Origin of the sequence: Robbsia sp. KACC 23696 (assembly GCF_039852015.1) — a bacterium.
In the GTDB taxonomy this organism is placed as follows: Bacteria; Pseudomonadota; Gammaproteobacteria; order Burkholderiales; family Burkholderiaceae; genus Robbsia.
Window position 1 is genome coordinate 820985 of sequence record NZ_CP156627.1, and the last position, 17899, is coordinate 838883.

The 17899-nt window shown below is 64.5% G+C and carries 6 protein-coding genes; all 6 read left to right on the forward strand.

All coding sequences use genetic code 11. The features are described 5' to 3' along the window. Window positions 1–11 precede the first annotated feature (11 nt). Window positions 12–9698, forward strand: a complete 9687-nt coding sequence (locus ABEG21_RS18285; protein ID WP_347556846.1) for an amino acid adenylation domain-containing protein — start codon at window positions 12–14, stop codon at window positions 9696–9698. Between the two features lie 52 nt (window positions 9699–9750). Continuing rightward, on the forward strand, window positions 9751–12309 hold the full coding sequence (locus ABEG21_RS18290) for a penicillin acylase family protein (RefSeq protein ID WP_347556847.1): 2559 nt from the start codon (window positions 9751–9753) through the stop codon (window positions 12307–12309). Window positions 12310–12414: 105 nt separating this feature from the next. Beyond that, on the forward strand, window positions 12415–13287 hold the full coding sequence (locus tag ABEG21_RS18295; RefSeq protein WP_347556848.1) for an ABC transporter substrate-binding protein: 873 nt from the start codon (window positions 12415–12417) through the stop codon (window positions 13285–13287). Next, window positions 13284–15299 carry a Fe(3+)-hydroxamate ABC transporter permease FhuB gene (fhuB, locus tag ABEG21_RS18300; protein WP_347556849.1) on the forward strand — a complete coding sequence of 672 codons (2016 nt, stop codon included), beginning with the start codon at window positions 13284–13286 and terminating at the stop codon, window positions 15297–15299. Before ABEG21_RS18295 ends, fhuB begins: the two co-directional genes overlap by 4 nt. Then, entirely contained in the window at window positions 15296–16120 is an 825-nt protein-coding gene (locus ABEG21_RS18305; RefSeq protein ID WP_347556850.1) for an ATP-binding cassette domain-containing protein, read from the forward strand. The genes fhuB and ABEG21_RS18305 overlap by 4 nt, the downstream gene beginning before the upstream one ends. Before the next feature lie 53 nt (window positions 16121–16173). Continuing rightward, complete coding sequence (locus ABEG21_RS18310; RefSeq protein ID WP_347556851.1) at window positions 16174–17886, forward strand: cyclic peptide export ABC transporter; 1713 nt, start codon at window positions 16174–16176, stop codon at window positions 17884–17886. Window positions 17887–17899 lie beyond the last annotated feature (13 nt).

Below are 17899 nucleotides of genomic sequence, written 5' to 3' on the forward strand. Positions count from 1 at the left end.
CTGGAGTAGATATGAACGATGAGGATCGCGCACTAATCGAATTGCTGATGGCGGATAGCGGTCTGGAGAAAACGCGCGGTTCGGCGGTTTCTCCAGGCGAGCGTGTTCCGCTTTCGCTTTCGCAGCGACGCCTCTGGTTTCTACAACAGTACGAGCCTGACAGCTGCGCCTACAACATCACGCATGCCTTTTCCATCACCGGGCCGCTTGATGTCGCGCGTCTGCGGGACGCGTTCCGCATGCTGGTCGCGCGGCATGCGATTTTGCGGACGGTGTTCCAGGAAATCGATGGGGTTCCCTATCAGATCGTCCATGCCGAAAAGGATTTTTCGTTCGCGCATCATGATCTCGCCGACGTCGCGCGCGACGGATGGCAATTGCATGCAGCAGAACAGGAGGCCATGCGCCCCTTCGCGATCGAAGGTGGCGCGCTCTTTCGCGTAGCCGTGTATTCGGCATCGGCGTCCGAGCACTGTCTCGTCGTCGCCGTGCATCACCTGATCTCCGACGGCTGGTCGAACGCGATATGGGCGAACGATCTCGGCCTGGCCTACCGCTTATCGGCGACGGGATCCGGCGCGACCTTGCCGCCGTTGCCGACCCAGTATGCCGATTACGCGTTACGCCAGCAGGACTATCTCGCGGGCGAGCAGGCGCAACGGGATCGCGCGTATTGGCATCGCTATCTGGGCGACGACCTGCCGGTGCTGAACGTGGCGTCGGATCGCGGTCGGCCCGCGGTGCTGGGCGCGCGCGGGATCGGCGTGGTGTTCCGGATGCCGGCGAAGACCGCGTCGGCCTTGACGGCATTCTGTGCGCGCGAATCGGTGACGCCGTTTGTCGCGTGTCTTGCCGCCTATCAATTGCTGCTGGCGCGATACAGCAATCAGGACGAATTCTTTGTCGGTGTCCCCGTCGCGGGCCGACATTGGCCGGAGGTGCAAAACCTCATCGGCCTCTTTATCAATACGCAGGTGTATCGTGCGCGGTTGCGACCGGACAAGACCGTGCGCCATTGCTTGCGAGACGTGCAGGATGACGCCATCGGCGCGCTGAATCATCCCGATCTCCCCTTCGATTACTTGATCGACAGCCTCTCCCTTCCGCGTCAGAGTAATCGGCACCCGTTGTTTCAGGTCGGTTTCGATTTTCGAGACGAACGCGTTCCTGTCTCGCTTGCGTTCGACGGCCTCGCGGTGCAGCCGTTGGAGGAGGGCTCGGACCAGTCGAAGTTCGACGTCATGCTGCATGTCGGGCTGGGGCCGGACGGTGTCGATGGTCGCATTGTCATGCACGCGGACCTGTTCGATGCCGCGACGGCCGCACGCTGGGCCGAGGAATACCCGCAGTGGCTCGAGATCGTCGTCGGCCAGGCGGATCGCGCGATCGGCGCGCTGCCGGTCCCGGCAGATCTGAATCCGATCGACCCTTCCTGGTACGCATCGCAGATCGCTGATGTCGCGCATGCCGCGCCGGGCGCATGCGTCCACGAGCGCATTGCCGAGCAGGCGTCGGTCTATCCTGAGCGTATCGCCGTCACCTTCGACGACGTGCCGCTGTCTTACCGCGCATTGGAAGCGCGCGCGAACCGGCTCGCGCATCGCTTGATAAAGCGCGGCGTCGGCCCCGATGTCTGCGTCGGCATCGCGGTGGCGCGCTCGGCGGAGATGGTCGTCGGCCTGCTGGCGATTCTCAAAGCGGGCGGCGCCTATGTGCCCTTGGACCCCGAATACCCGGCCGAGCGTCTGGCGTATATGGTCGAGCATAGCAAGGTGGGCTTGCTGTTGACGCAGTCCTCGGTGCGTGCGCAACTCGGCTTGCCGGCGACGGTGGAGGCGATCGAGCTGGACACGGTGGATGTATCCGACGAGTCCGCCGAGCGCCCGACGCGACGCGTCGACGCGGAGAATCTGGCCTATGTGATTTATACGTCGGGATCGACGGGACGTCCGAAAGGCGTGATGGTCCGCCATGCGGCATTGACCAACTTTCTGTCCGGCATGCAGGCGACGTTCGCGTTGCGGCAGACGGACTGCCTCGTTGCCGTGACCTCGCTGTCCTTCGATATCGCCGCGCTCGAGGTGTTTCTCCCGCTGACGGCGGGTGCCCGCGTCGTCGTTGCGTCCCGCGATGTCGCGCGGGACGGGCATGCGCTGGTACGGCTGCTCGATGACAGCGCCGCCACCGTGATGCAGGCGACACCGGCCACCTGGCGCATGCTGTTGGCCGCGGAGTGGCAGGGCAAGGCATTGAAGGGGCTCTGTGGCGGCGAGGCGCTCTCTCAGGATTTGAGTGACGCGTTGCGCGCGCGCGGGGTGGCGCTGTGGAATATGTATGGCCCGACCGAAACGACGATCTGGTCTTCGTGTCAGCCGGTTGATGCGCGGCCCGACCTTGGCAGACCGATCGCGGCAACCCAGCTTCGTGTCCTCGACGGGGCGCTGCGTGAGGTGCCGGTCGGCGTTGCAGGCGAGCTTTATATCGGCGGCGCGGGCTTGGCGCGGGGCTATCTGAACCGCGCCGATTTGACCGCGGAACGCTTCGTGCCGGATCCCTTCGACGCGCGCGGTGGACGGCTGTACCGCACCGGGGATCTCGTGCGTTGGAGCGCTGCCGGCGAATTGACCTATCTCGGGCGGATCGACCATCAGGTCAAGATCCGCGGCTTCCGGATCGAATTGGGCGAAGTGGAGGCCTGCCTGCTGGCACTGGCCGGCGTGCGCGAAGCGATCGTGACCGCCTCGGACAGTGCCGAAGGCACGAGACTGCTCGCCTATGTCACCGTGCAAGCGGGGGCGTCATGCACGCCGACGGATCTCCGAACCGCGCTGTCGCAGGCGCTGCCGGACTATATGGTCCCCGCGGTGGTGACGGTGCTTGACGCGCTGCCGCTGACGCCGAACGGCAAGGTCGATCGTCAGGCACTGCCGGCACCGGCGTTCGAGTTGGCCGGCTATGCGCCGCCGGAAGGCGACGTGGAAGAACGGCTCGCGCTGATATGGCGCGAGGTGTTGAGCGTAGCGCAGGTCGGACGCCACGATAACTTTTTCGCCCTGGGCGGCGATTCGATTCTGAGCCTGCAGATCGTCGCGCGTTCGCGGCAGAACGGCTGGTCGATCGGCGCGCGGTTGCTCTTCGAGTGTCAAACGGTTGCCGAGCTGGCCCGTGCGCTGGTCGTGACGGCATCGACAGCGGAACCGCCGCTGTTACCGATCGCGCGGGACGGTCATCTCGCATTGTCGTACGCGCAGCAGCGGCTCTGGTTCCTGTGGAACCTGAAGCCGGAAAGCAGCGCTTACCACATCGCCGGTGGCCTGACGCTGAGCGGCGCGCTGGACCTCGATGCACTGCGCGCGGCGATGGACGACGTGGTTCAGCAGCAGGAGGCGCTGCGCACGACCTTCGTGGCGGCAATGGACGGGTCGGCGGCGCAGGTGATCCATGCGGCCATGCCGTATGACTGGCGCTATGTCGATCTGTCCACGGACGCTCGGATCGACGCCTCGACGCGGGCGTGGGCGGAGGACCTGGCGCGGCAAGCGTTCGATCTGCAAACGGGGCCGCTGCTCCGCGTAGGCGTGGCGAAACGCCATGCCCGCGAGCACGTGCTGGTCGTCTCGATGCACCACATCGTCTCCGACGGATGGTCGGTAAAACTGCTGCTCGAGCGCGTCGTCGCGGCCTATGGCGCGCGGCTGTCCGAAACGGCCAGTGGCGGCATTGGCGCTTTGCCGACGCCGACGCTGCCGACGCTGCCAGTGCAATACGCCGATTACGCGGCGTGGCAACGGCAATGGCTCGATGCGGGCGAAGGGCGGCGGCAGTTGTCGTACTGGCGCGAACAGCTCGTGACGGTGGACGGCGCGCAGCCGGTGCTGGCATTGCCGGTGGATCGACCGCGCCAGGCGGCCGGCGCCTATCGCGCGGCAACGCACGACATCACGCTGCCGACGGGACTGGACGAGGCCGTGCGATCGACGGCGCGACGGCTGAGCACGACGCCGTTCGTCGTGCTCCTCGCGGCGTTTCAGGCGGTCCTGTATCGCCATAGCGGACAGACCGATATTCGCATCGGCGTGCCATTGGCCAATCGGGAACGCGCGGAGGTGGCCGGCCTCATCGGCTTCTTCGTCAATACCCAGGTGCTGCGCGCGCAACTCGACGGCGGCACGACCGTCGGCGCGCTGTTGGAGCAGGTGAAGGCGCGGGCACAGGGTGCGCAGACGCACGCCGACCTGCCGTTCGACATGCTGGTGGATGCGCTACAGCCCGAACGGAGTCTTGGCCACACGCCGCTCTTTCAGGTGATGTTCAACCATCAGAAGACCGACTTCAGCGCGCTGGACCGTTTGCCGGGACTCGACGTGGCGACGTACGACACCGGCGATCGGGCGGCGCAGTGCGAGCTGACGCTGAACACGGAAGAGGATGCGCGCGGGCGACTGTCGGGCACGCTCACCTATGCGCGCGAATTGTTCGACGTCGCGACGATCGATCAGTTGGGTCGACACTATGTCGCGATGTTGCAGGCGATGACGGCGGAGGGTGTGTGTCGCGTGTCGGATGTCCCGCTGCTCGACGGCGCGGCGCGCACGGCGTTGCTGTCGTGGGGCGAAGCGAAAGATGCGCATCCCTACGGCATGGCGGTGCACGAACGGATCGCGCGGGAAGCACACCGGCTTCCGGACCGGATAGCGGTCGTCTGCGGCGATCGCGCGCTGCGCTACGGCGAACTCGATGCGCAGGCCAATCGTCTGGCGCATCGACTGGTGCGCTGTGGCGTGGGGCCCGAGATCCGTGTCGGTTTGGCTGTCGAGCGTTCGATCGAGATGGTGGTGGGACTGCTGGCGATCCTGAAAGCGGGCGGTGCCTATGTGCCGCTCGATCCGTCCTATCCCGAAGACCGGCTGTCCTACATGCTGCAGGACAGCGGCGTCGGCTTGCTGCTCACGCAATCGCACCTCGTGTCGACGCTCCCGGTGCCCGACGGAATCCGGATCATCGAACTGGACAGGACCGATCTGTCGGACGCACCGGAAAGCGCGCCGCACATCGCGGTGCATGGCGAGAATATCGCCTATGTGATCTATACGTCGGGCTCGACCGGCCGGCCCAAGGGCGCCCAGCTCACCCACGCCAATGTGAGTCGCTTGCTCGCCGCGACGCGGCGCTGGTTCGATTTCGATGCATCGGACGTCTGGACGATGTTTCATTCCTATGCGTTCGATTTCTCGGTATGGGAACTGTTCGGCGCGCTCTGTCATGGCGGCAAGCTCGTGGTCGTGCCCTATCCCGTGAGCCGTGAGCCGGAAGCGTTCGTGCAACTGCTGCGCCGGGAGGGCGTGACCGTCCTGAATCAGACCCCATCGGCGTTTCGGCAATTGATGCAGGTGCCGCGGATCTACGACGCGGACTTGCCGTTGCGCGTGGTGATCTTCGGTGGCGAGGCGCTCGATCCGCAAACGCTCGCGGCGTGGGTGGCGCGCTTCGGCGATGCCGCGCCGCGCCTGGTGAATATGTACGGCATTACCGAGACGACGGTCCACGTCACGTATCGCCCGGTGTCGCAGGCGGATACCGAAGCACAGCGTAGTCCCATCGGTGAGGCGATATCGGACTTGGGCCTCCATGTGCTGGATGCAGCGGGCAATCTGGCGCCGGTGGGCGTGGCGGGCGAGCTGCATGTATCGGGCGCGGGCCTGGCGCGCGGCTATTTGAACCGTCCGGCGCTGACGGCCGAGCGTTTCATTCCGAATCCTTTCTCCGACAAGGGCACACGCTTGTATCGGACCGGCGACCTGACACGATGGACGCAGCACGGCGAACTCGACTATCTCGGTCGGATCGACCATCAAGTCAAGATTCGGGGCTTCCGTATCGAGCTGGGCGAGATCGAGGCGCAACTGCTTGCGCGCGACGGGGTCCGCGAGGCGGTCGTCCTGACGCAGGAAGGGCCCGGGGGCACGCGACTACTGGCCTACGTGACCGCGCAGCGTGGCCGGACCATCACGTCGCAGGCATTGCGCTCCCAGCTCGGCGAAACCCTCCCGGACTACATGGTGCCGGCCGTGTTGATGGTGCTCGACGCGCTGCCTTTGACGTCGAACGGCAAGGTGGACCGTCGCGCGCTGCCGGAGCCGACTTACGAGACGCGCGGCTACGAGGCGCCGCAGGGCGCGGTGGAAGACGCGCTCGCACGCATTTGGCAGGATGTTTTAGCGATCGAACGCGTCGGGCGCCACGACAATTTCTTCGAGCTGGGAGGCCATTCGCTGCTGGCGATTCAGTTACTGGCACAACTCCGGGCCGGCGGTTGGGCCGCGGATGTGCAGACCCTGTTCCAACGCCCGTGCTTCATGGACTTCGCGGCGTCCGTCACCGCGGTGCCGACGCTCAATCCGACGAAGGCGTCGGCGGCAGAGGCAGAGGGCATTCCATCGGCGTGTGTCGCGATCGAACCGCGGATGCTGTCGCTGGTGACATTGGATGTCGCCGATATCCGGCTGCTGGAGGCAGCGATCCCCGGCGGCGCGGCCAATATCCAGGATATCTATCCGCTTGCGCCATTGCAGCAAGGCATCCTGTTCCATCACATGGTTCAGGCCGAGGGGGACATCTATGTGCAATCGGAGCTGCTGAGCTTTACGACGCGCTCGCGCCTGGATCGCTTTATTGCAAGCGTCGATCAGGTGATCGCGCGCCACGACATCCTGCGGACATCGGTGCACTGGCGGCAATTGGCGCAGCCGGTGCAGGTCGTGCAAAGAACCGCCCGTTTGGCGGTGCAGTGGTGGGATCCGGACGCATCCGGAAACGTCGAAGCGCGCTTGAACGCGCATATCGATCCGCGTCACTATCGTATCGATGTGGGACAGGCACCGATGGTACGTGCCGTCGCCGTTCATGACGAAGCGGCGGACCGCTGGTTGCTGCAGCTGACGAGCCATCATCTGGCCTTGGATCACACGTCGGAGGACTTGCTGCTCGGGGAGTTGACGCTGATCCTGCAAGGGCGGGAAGCACAACTGCCGGCGCCGGTGCCGTTCCGTCGGTTTGTCGAACAGCTGCAGTCGGCGGCGAACCCGGAAGCCGATCTGGCATTCTTCAAGCGCCTGCTAAGCGATGTCGAGGAGCCGACCGCACCCTTCGGTCTGGTCGATGTACAAGGCGACGCGACGGACGTGCGGGAGGAAACGATGGTCCTCGACGCCGTCCTCGTGGCGTCCTTGCGGGAACAGGCGCGGAAGGCCGGTGTCAGTGTGGCAACGCTCGCCCACCTCGCGTGGGCCGTGGTGGTCGGCCAACTAAGCGGTCGCGACGACGTGGTGTTCGGGACCGTGCTGTTCGGCCGGATGCAGGCGGGCGAAGGCGCCGAACGCGCGCTCGGCATGTTCGTCAATACCTTGCCGGTGCGGATCGGACTCGCGGGGCAAGATGTCGCGCGTGCGCTGCAACAGACGCATGCGTTGCTGGCCGAGCTGTTACGGCATGAGCATACGAGCCTGTCTCTGGCGCAGCGATGCAGTGCCCTGCCCGCAGGGACGCCGCTGTTTTCGTCGATGCTGAACTATCGCCATGGCGTTCAAGACGCGGGTCCCGAGCAAGACCTGGCGTGGGATGGCATCGCGGTCCTGAATTTCCACGAGCGGACGAACTTTCCCGTCTCGATGACGGTCAACGACAAGGGGCCACGCGTCGAGCTGGTCGTCCATGTGTCGGGACCGGTGGATGCCCGGCGTATCGGCACCTATATGCGGACGGCGGTGGAGGCGCTTGACGACGCGTTGACGCACCGGCCGAACATGCCAATCGAGGCCATCGACCTGTTGGGCGACGCCGAGCGGCAGGCATTGGCGCAGTGGGGATGCAACCGGCGGACGTTCGACGATGCTCGGCCGGTGCACGCCTTGATCGCGGCCCAGGCGGCGCGTCATCCGGATGCCGTTGCCATTGTCTGCGGCGCGGAGACCCTCCGCTACGGCGAACTGGCGCTCCGTGCCAATCGCCTCGCGCATCGGCTTGTCGCAATGGGCGTCGGCGCGGACGTGCTGGTCGGGATCGCGTTGGAGCGATCGATCGACATGGTTGTCGGACTGCTGGCGATCTTGAAGGCCGGGGGGGCGTATGTCCCATTGGATCCGGCCTATCCGGCGGAACGTCTGTCCTACATGCTGGGGGATAGCGGCTGCCGCTTGTTGCTGACGCAGTCCGCGCTGGTGGATCGGTTGGGGATTCCGGATGGGGTAACGGCGGTGGCGTTGGATCGCTTGGACCTGGCGGGCGAGCCGACGGACGACCCGCATGCCGACGCGGCGGTGCAGGGCGCGCATCTGGCGTATGTGATTTATACGTCGGGATCCACGGGGCATCCGAAGGGAACGATGATCAGCCACCGTGCCCTGAGCAATTTCCTGCGAAGCGCACAGGACCGTCCTGGGATCACGTCCGATGACACGCTCGTCGCCGTCACCTCATTGTCCTTCGATATCGCGGCGCTCGAGCTGTATCTGCCGCTGATCACCGGCGCGCGCGTCGTCATCGCCTCCAGTGCGGAGGCGCGCGACGGTAATGCGCTGGCGGCACTGCTGACGCGGCACCGCGCGACGATGTTCCAGTCGACGCCGTCGACGTGGCGGATGTTGCTTGAAACGGCGTGGGATGTGCGATCGACCTCGGCTTCGTTCAAGGGGCTCTGCGGTGGCGAGGCGTTGCCCGAGGAGCTGGCGACGCAGCTGTGTCGGCGTGGGGTGGCGCTGTGGAATATGTACGGACCGACGGAGACGACCATCTGGTCGGCTGCGGCACCGCTGTCGGAAGGCACGTTGCCGGCGCTCGGCGCACCGTTTGCCGAGACGACGCTACGCGTGGTGGATCGCACTCTGCGCCCCGTGCCGATCGGGGTGGCGGGCGAGCTTTACATCGGCGGTCGTGGCTTGGCGCGCGGCTATCTGAACCGCCCGAGCGTGACGGCGGCGCGCTTCGTGCCCGATCCCTTCGACGAAAACGGCGCGCGTCTCTACCGTACCGGCGATCTGGTGCGATGGACCGAGGATGGTCAATTGCGCTATCTGGGGCGGATCGACCATCAGGTGAAAATCCGCGGCTTCCGTATCGAGTTGGGTGAGATCGAAGCGCAGCTGGCGGCGCAAGCCGGCGTCCGCGAAGCGGTAGTCAGCGCGCAGGAGAGCGTGCAAGGGGCGCGTTTGATCGCCTATGTCACGGCGCACGTCGGCCAGGTTCTCGACGCACAGGTGCTGCGCACGGCACTCGCTGCCGTGCTGCCGGCGCATATGGTGCCGTCGGCGATCCTCGTGCTCGATGCGCTGCCGCTGACGCCGAACGGCAAGATCGATCGCAAGGGCTTGCCTGCCGCCGATCACCAGGAGAAGGAATACGCCGCGCCACAAGGCGAAATCGAAGAAACGCTGGCGCGCATCTGGACCGAGGTGCTTGGCGCGGCGCAGATAAGCCGGCACGACGATTTCTTCGCGTTGGGCGGCCATTCCCTGCTTGCGATGAAGGTGCAGCGCGACGTGACCGCGTTGCTTCATCTCGATGTGCCGCTGCGGACGTTCTTTGCCAGAACCGCGCTGTACGATCTCGCGCAAGCCTGCGCCGAGGCCCGCGAACAGCAGGGCGATGCCAATAATGACGATTTAGACACGATGAGGGATCTGTTAGGTGAATTGGCCGATTAGTCTTGCGCGCGTTTGGCGACGCGTTGTCACATTAGCGCCTGCCAGCAGGCGGATGCGCAGCACGCCCGTCGCTGTCGCGTCGGGTATCGTGCTTGTCTTCACCGTCGTGGGCATGTCGAGTTGCGCGACGCATCGCGCGGATGGCGACACGTCCGCTATGTCGAATGCGTCAGATACGTCCGATACGTCCGCGCTGCATGTCGAGATCCGCAGAACCACCGACGGCGTGCCGCATATCAAGGCAGAGACCTGGACCGGCCTGGGCTTCGGCGACGGCTATGCGCAGGCGTCCGATGCCCTTTGCACGATGGCGCAGTCCTATCTGACGTATCGCGGTGAGCGGTCGCGCTATTTTGGCGCCGATGCCAAACCCGACGTCTTGTCGACACTGGGCCGTCCGACCAATCTCGATTCCGACTTCTTCTTCAAGTTGCTCGATACCGATGCCGTCGTGGCGCAGTACAAAGCCAAGCAGCCGCCCGAGATCGCGCAGCTCATCGCCGGTTTCGCGCGCGGCTACAACCGCTACGTCCGCGAGCTGAAGGCGGGCCAATGGCCCGATCAGGCGCAGGCATGCCGCAGCGCGCCTTGGTTGACGGAAATCACCGAGACCGACGTTTATAAGCGTCTGTACGCGGCCAATCTGGCCGGTGGCGCGGCCGATTTCGTCTCCGCCATCGCGACCGCGCAGCCGCCGACGCCGACGCCTGCCTCGCTCGCGTTGCGTGATGCAGGGCCACGCGATGGCGCCCCGTCCGCGGCAACCGGGCAATCGGTCACGGAGGCCGCGACGTCGCTCGATCGGAAATGGTTCCAGGCAGGGGGGATTCCAGGGCTCGGCAGCAATGGCATCGCCTTTGGCGGCGAGGCCACGGCAACGGGATCGCCGCTACTGCTCGGCAATCCGCATTGGTTCTGGCGCGGCCCCGATCGCTTCTATCAGGCCCAATTGACGATTCCGGGGAAGATCGATGTCAGCGGTGCATCGTTCCTGGGCGTGCCGGTCGTGATGATCGGCTTCAATCGGTCGATCGCGTGGACGCACACCGTTTCGGCCGCGCGGCGTTTCGGCATCTTTCAGTTGCATCTCGGATCGGACAGCCCGACGACCTATCTGTACGACGGCAAGCCGGAGGCGATGACGCCCGTCAAACTGCAAGTGGCGGTGCGCAACGCAGACGGTCGCGTGACGACGGCGGAACGGACCTTCTACACGACACGCTTCGGCCCGCTGATCAATCTCGGCACGATGTCGCCGGCATTAAAGTGGGACGACCGACAGGCTTTCGCGCTGCGCGACGTCAACGCCGCCAATTTTCAGATCTTCCAAAATTTCCTGGAATGGGGCAAGGCAGGCTCGCTGGACGACTTCATTCGGATCCAGAAGCGGTATGCGGCGATGCCATGGGTGAACACCATCGCGATAGGACGCCATGACCCGCGCGTCTGGTATGCGGACATCGGCGCGGTGCCGAACGTGCCGGATACGCTGGCGGCGCGATGCACGACGCCGCAGGGCAAGGCGTTCGACAAGAGCGTGCCGGGCGTGCCCTTCCTCGACGGCTCCCGATCCGACTGCAACTGGCTGACGAGTCCCGGTTCGGTTCTGCCGGGCACGTTTGCGCCGGATGCCATGCCGCAGTTGCTCCGTCACGACTACGTGGCGAATATGAACAACAGCTATTGGCTCGCCAATCCCGCCGCGCCGATGACCGGCTTTCCGGCGGTTTTCGGATCGGCCCCCGAGCAACTCGAGCTGCGGCCGCGCCTGGGTTATACGCTGATTCGACAAAGGCTCGACGGATCGGACGGCTATCCTGGCAACCGCGCGACCAGTGAAACGGTGCGCGAGATGGCCTTGAACAGCCGCGTGCTGTCGGCCGAACTGTTCAAGACGGCGATACTGCGTCGGGTCTGCGCGGCGGGCCAGGTGTCGGTGGCGCACGATGGCTTGACGCACAGCACGTTCAGTCCTGCGCGCACCGTCGATATCCAGGACGCGTGTGGGGTGTTGAGCGCGTGGGACAATACCGGCAATGCGCAGGCCAAGGGCGCGCGCCTCTGGAATATGCTTTGGTCGCGTGTCGACAAAATCGGCGGCGCGCAGCTGTATCGGACGCCCTTCGATGCCGCGCACCCGATCGATACCCCCAACGGGCTGAACGTCGAGAACCCGGCTGTCGCCGAGGCGTTCGGGGCTGCGGTGCTGGCGATGCAGGCACAGGGCATTCCACTGGATGCGACGGCGGGGCAGGGCTTGACGCTACAAGCCGATGGCAAGCCGGTCAGCTTGTACGGCGGATGCAACGAGCCGGGTTACTTTACCGCCGCGTGCGCTTACCCGGCGCCGGCGGGATCGGCCCTGCAGAACGGCGCAAACCTGCTGGGCAATAGCTATATGCAAACGGTGACCTTTATCGGCGGCAGCGTGCAGGCTTACACGCTGCTGGCGAGCGGCGAGTCGGACGATCCGGCGCGCGCGGACAGCGGCAGCGGGACGCTGCGTTACGCACGCAAGGCGTGGTTGAAAGTGCCGTTTTCAGAGAGCGACATCCAGAAAGATCCGGGCCTGAAAGTGCATGTGTTGGACGAACCCGCTTATGGTCATTAGACATTTTCCGCCCGATCGGTCCGCGACGACGGGTGAGGCAAGACTGCCGCGGTCACGGCGGCACGCACGTGGACCGGCTGCATGACCCCAAGACGAGCATTTCTTGTGTCCTTGTTATGGGCATCGGTCGCGCCGTCCGCCCGGGCCTTGATGATCAAGGCCGACGTGACGCGTATCGCGGCAGTCGATCGCGCGGCGACGGAAACCTTGCTGGCGCTCGGCATACGGCCCGTTGCCGTTGCCGCGCCCGATGTCTACGCGGCGATGAAAGGCTATCCGCCCTTGCCGGACGGCATAGCGAACGTCGGTTACAGCGTCGAGCCCAACCTGGAAGTCATGCTTTCCCTCGGCGTGCAACTGACCGTCATGGAGGCGATGAGCCTGAACAATTGGGAAACGCTGGCGCGGATCGCCCCGGTATTCGTCCTCAATATTTTTACCGAGGGCGGACAGGGGGATTTCGTCGAGGTCGCGCGCTCGGAAACGTTCCGACTCGCACGCGCGCTCGGTCGGGAGGACGCCGCGGCGCTTTACTGGCAGGATCTGCAACAAAAGATCGCCGCGATACGGCAGCGTCTCGTCGCGTACGCAAAGCGCCCGATCTTTATCGCGCAGTTCGGCTTCGGCGCGGGGAGTGTCCTGTTATATGGAAAGCATTGCGTCACCTTCGACGTCATGCGGCAGCTCGGATTCGAGAATGTCGCTATCGGAAGCGGCAATCCCTACGGCACGTCCCTGGTCGGGCTCGACCAGTTGAGCAAGTTTCCGGAGGCCGATATCTGTTATATCGATGACGGCGTGCAGACCCAGTCGGCGATGGCGGCGCTCGCGCAAAGTCCCGTATGGCGGAATCTGCCGATGGTGCGCGCGGGCAGAGTCTATCCGATCGCGCAGTTCGATCCGATCGGCGCATTGCCGACCGCCTTGCAGTTTGCGGAAAACTTCGACGCGGCGATACGCGCAAGGGGACCGCAATGACGACGACCGAAGCGAGCCGCCGTCCGATGCGCGCGTCGATGCGCCCCGGCTATTTTACCGGGGCGCTTGCGTTGTTCGCGGCGTGCATTTTTGCCGTCTGCCTCGCCCGCTATGTGCCTGTCATGCAGTGGGGCGCGCTGCTGACCGATACGCATTCGGCGGACCTGCCGTTGCTGATTGCCCGGTATGCGTTTCTGCCCCGCGCCGCGGCGAGCCTGCTGGCCGGCGCATCGCTGGGCTTGGCGGGCGCCCTGCTGCAGCATGTCCTCCGCAATCCTTTGGCCGAGCCGACGACACTCGGTGTGTCCGCCGGGGCGACGCTGTCTTTGACGCTCGTCTCGCTTTTCTGCCCCGCGCTTCTCAGTCTTGGGCGGGAAGGGGTGGCATTCGTCGGGGCGATGCTGACGCTGCTTTTCGTGGCGGCGATTTCCTGGCATCGCGGGTTTTCGTCGATCGGCATCATTCTCAGCGGCTTGTTGGTGACGCTGACGGCGGGGGCGATCGGCTCGGTGCTGACGCTGTTTTTCGGCGAAGATCTGATGCCGGTGGTGTTATGGCAAACCGGCAATCTCTATCAGTATGGCTGGACCGTCTCGACGCACCTCACGATCGGACTGGTCGCGGGCGCCTTGCTGACCGCCTTGCTCACCCGGCCACTGGCGGTGCTCGATCTGGGCGACGAAAGCGCACGCAGCCTGGGGCAGCGGCCAGCGTTGATCCGGGCCCTCGCGATGCTGATTGCCTCGGCGCTGACGGCGGTGGTGGTGAGCGAGGTGGGGTTGATCGGTTTCATCGGCTTGATCGCTCCCTGGTTGGCGCAGCGCACGGGCGCGCGCGCGTTGGCGCAACGACTGATCTGGAGCGCGTTGATCGGCGCCTGCCTGCTCTGGTTCGCCGATGGCTGCGTGCAGCTATTGGGCCGCGGCGGCACGGAATTGCCGGTCGGCGTGGTGACGGCACTGGGCGGGGCACCGCTGCTGATCTGGATGATGGGCAAGTTGAAGGAAGGCGCGCCGACGGCGGCACCGAGCTTGCCGGTGTCGGTAAAGCGTCAGCCCACCCTGTCCGCGGGCTGGCGCTTGATCGGAGGCATCGTGCTGCTGGCGGGCTGTGCCGTGTTGTCGGCTGCGTTCAATCGAGAGCTGGCCGGCTGGACCTGGGGCACATGGCAGCACGTTCAAATGCTGCTGCCGCTGCGGATGCCGCGCATCGTCGGCGCCATGTCCGCCGGCGCGATGTTGTCGGTCGCCGGCGTCGTCATGCAGCGCGTGACCGGCAACGCCATGGCGAGCCCCGAGGTGCTGGGCATCTCCTCCGGTGCCTTGCTGGCCCTGGTTTTCCTGATGTTCGTTTCTCCGGAAGCGTCGCAGGGGACGCAGGCGACCGCGGCAAGCGTCGGTGCCTTGCTGGTCCTGCTGATCATGTTCTCGCTGAGCCGGCGATCGCGCTATTCGCCGGATCGATTGGTGATCACCGGCGTTGCCATCACGACGGTTCTCGGCAGCCTTGTCGCGCTGTTGATTGCCAGCGGCGATCCGCGTGTCGCGCAGCTGCAGGCCTGGATGTCGGGGTCGACCTACCGTATCGCCGCACCGGCTGCCATGGTCGCATCGCTGTGCGCCGTCGTGGTGTTGGTCGCCGTCCCCTTTATCGCGCTTCCGCTCGAGATCATGTCGCTCGGCGACGCGTCCGCGCAATCGGTCGGCGTGGATTTGCGGAAGTATCGAACGGTGGTGCTGGTGTTGGCCGCGGCGGCGACTGGCGCGGCGACGCTTATCGTCGGACCGGTTTCCTTCGTGGGATTGCTCGGGCCGCATCTGGCACGGATGATGGGCTTTCGCCGCGTTCTGTCGCAAGCGATCGGCGCCGCCATGATGGGGGCGGTCTTGATGTCGATCGCGGATTGGCTCGGACGGAACCTGCTCTTTCCCAACCAGGTTCCCGCCGGCCTCTTGTCGATGCTCATAGGCGGCCCCTTTTTCTTGGCATTGATGTGGAAGCAGAAAAAATGACGATCCCGGCACAGGTTCCGATCGACGAGGCGTCCCAGGCGGATCGCGAGGGGGTGTTCCGGGTCGAGCAGGTCGGCTATGCGATTCCCGGGCGAACGCTTCTCGACGATATCTCGCTGACCTTGTACGCGCGCCGCGTGACCGGCTTGATCGGGCACAACGGCTCCGGAAAATCGACGCTGATCAAGATCCTGGCGCGTCAGATCACGTTCGCGCGTGGGCGCATCCATTTTCGGGGACGCCCATTGCATGACTGGCCGATCCGCGAGTTTGCGCGGAAATTGGCCTATCTGCCGCAGCAGCCGCCGTCGGCGCCCGGCTTGACGGTGCGTGAACTGGTCGCCTTCGGTCGATATCCGTGGCATGGTCCCCTGGGTCGGCTCGACCCGGGCGAAAAAGCGCGAATCGACGATGCGATGGTGGCGACCGACGTGATCCATCTGGCCGACCAATTGGTCGAGATCCTCTCCGGTGGCGAGCGACAACGCGTCTGGCTGGCAATGCTGATCGCGCAAGATGCGGAATGTTTGCTGCTCGACGAGCCGATCTCGGCATTGGATGTCGCGCATCAAGTCGAAGTGTTGTCGCTGGTGCGGAAACTGGCCGTCGACAGAGGCCTGGCCGTCGTGGTCGTCTTGCACGATGTCAATATGGCTGCACGCTATTGCGACGAGTTGGTCGCCTTGCGTGGCGGGCGCCTGGTGTCGCATGGCACGCCGAGCGCCATTATCACGCCGGCATCGCTGCAGGCGATTTATGGCGTATCGATGGGCGTGATGCCGCATCCGGAAACCGGCGAGCCACTGAGTTTCGTCAGATGAGCCGTGGGACCGCGGCAATCAAGTAATGTAAGAATCCCGAACAGGTGAGGTTTATGGGTTTTCAGTCATCGGATGGCAATCGTGTCCAGGTGGGACAGGAACTGTATCGCTTGCTAAAGCCATTTTGGCCGATCACGTTTATCGCGACGGCGCTCGGCGCGATAGGCGGATTGAGCACCGCCTGGTTGCTGGCCACGATCAATGACGGCTTGCATGCGGAGGGTGGGATCTCGACGCGCCTGCTTGTTACTTTCCTGGCACTGTGCGCGCTGACATTGGTGGGCAATGCGGTGGCCGGCACCGTCAACAGCATGATCGGACAGAAGGTCGTGGCGATGTTGCGCAAGGACATCTCGTCGCGGATCGTGTGCGCGCCCATCGCGGCCATCGAGCGATATAAGATTCACCGTATGCTGTCGACGTTGAACAGCGACGTCGACACCGTCAGTGCATTCAGCTTCAGTTTCCCCAGCGTGGCGGTGGCGCTTGCCATCACGATCGGGTCACTGGTCTATATGATCGTGTTGTCGCCGATGCTGTTTTTGCTGGCCTTGGTGGCGATCGTCGTCGGCGCCTTGATCAATCAGTATGCGTCGTGGCAGTGGGATAAGCAGTATCGCGGCGTGCGGGGCGCGCAGGACGAGTTGCAGAAGCAATATCGTGCGATCACGCAAGGCGCGAAGGAACTGCGAATCAATCGGGAGCGTCGGGTGCGCGTGTTCGACGTGCAGCTGTCCGCCGCGGCAGACCAGATCGCGACCCTTAAAACGCGGGCAATGCGATTGTTTTACACGACCAATGCAGCCGGGTCCACGCTGTTTTTTCTGATCATCGGATTGATCATTCTGTTGCAACATCGTCTTGGCCTCGACGCGCGCGTGGTCAGCGGCTTCGTGATCGTCCTGCTTTACGTGCGCGGGCCGGTGGAGCAGATTGCCGGCGCCTTGCCGGGGCTGGTGCAAGCGCGCGTATCGTTCCAGCGGATCGCCGAGTTGTCGGCGGAATTCGCGAATGTCGAACGCGATCTGCTGGTCCAGCCGGCGCCGGGCCCGGCCATGGCGCCCGGTACGCTGGCATTGCGCGGCGCGACCTATCGCTTTCCCCAGACATCCGATGTGACGCCGTTCTCGCTCGGGCCGATCGATCTGACCGTCGAGCAGGGCGAGACGGTGTTCATCATCGGCGAAAACGGTTGCGGCAAGACGACCTTGATCAAGCTGTTGCTCGGCCTGTATTCGCCGGCGGAAGGCACGCTGTGCCTTGGGGGACATCCGGTATCGCCATCGGATCTGGATGCGTATAGACAGTTGTTTTCGGCGGTCTTTGCCGATTATCACCTGTTCGATGACCTGATCGCGCCCGATCCCGCCCTGTTGGCATCAGCGAACGATTATCTGAAGCAGTTGGAGATCGCGCACAAGGTTGATATCACCGATGGCGCCTTCTCCACCACGGACCTCTCCACCGGTCAGCGCAAACGGTTGGCGTTGGTCCATGCGATGCTGGAGCAGCGGCCCATCATGATGTTCGACGAATGGGCCGCCGACCAGGATCCGACCTTCCGACGCTTCTTTTACCGGGCGTTTTTGCCCGAATTGAAACGGCAGGGCAAGACGCTGATCGTGGTCTCGCACGACGATCGCTACTTCGATGTCGCCGACAAAGTGGTGCGCCTGGAGAATGGCAAGATCATTCAGACGTCGCGTGGCGATGCCTTCGTCTACGAACATCGCACGGGCGGACAGGAAGACAGTGAGGGCGTGTAACGGGGCGCCGCCT

Excerpts from the sequence above, each read along its gene's own strand:
- ABEG21_RS18285 (WP_347556846.1), top strand. The coding sequence starts at position 12 with ATGAACGATGAGGATCGCGCACTAATCGAATTGCTGATGGCGGATAGC.
- ABEG21_RS18290 (WP_347556847.1), top strand. The coding sequence starts at position 9,751 with ATGCGCAGCACGCCCGTCGCTGTCGCGTCGGGTATCGTGCTTGTCTTC.
- fhuB (WP_347556849.1), top strand. The coding sequence starts at position 13,284 with ATGACGACGACCGAAGCGAGCCGCCGTCCGATGCGCGCGTCGATGCGC.
- ABEG21_RS18305 (WP_347556850.1), top strand. The coding sequence starts at position 15,296 with ATGACGATCCCGGCACAGGTTCCGATCGACGAGGCGTCCCAGGCGGAT.
- ABEG21_RS18310 (WP_347556851.1), top strand. The coding sequence starts at position 16,174 with ATGGGTTTTCAGTCATCGGATGGCAATCGTGTCCAGGTGGGACAGGAA.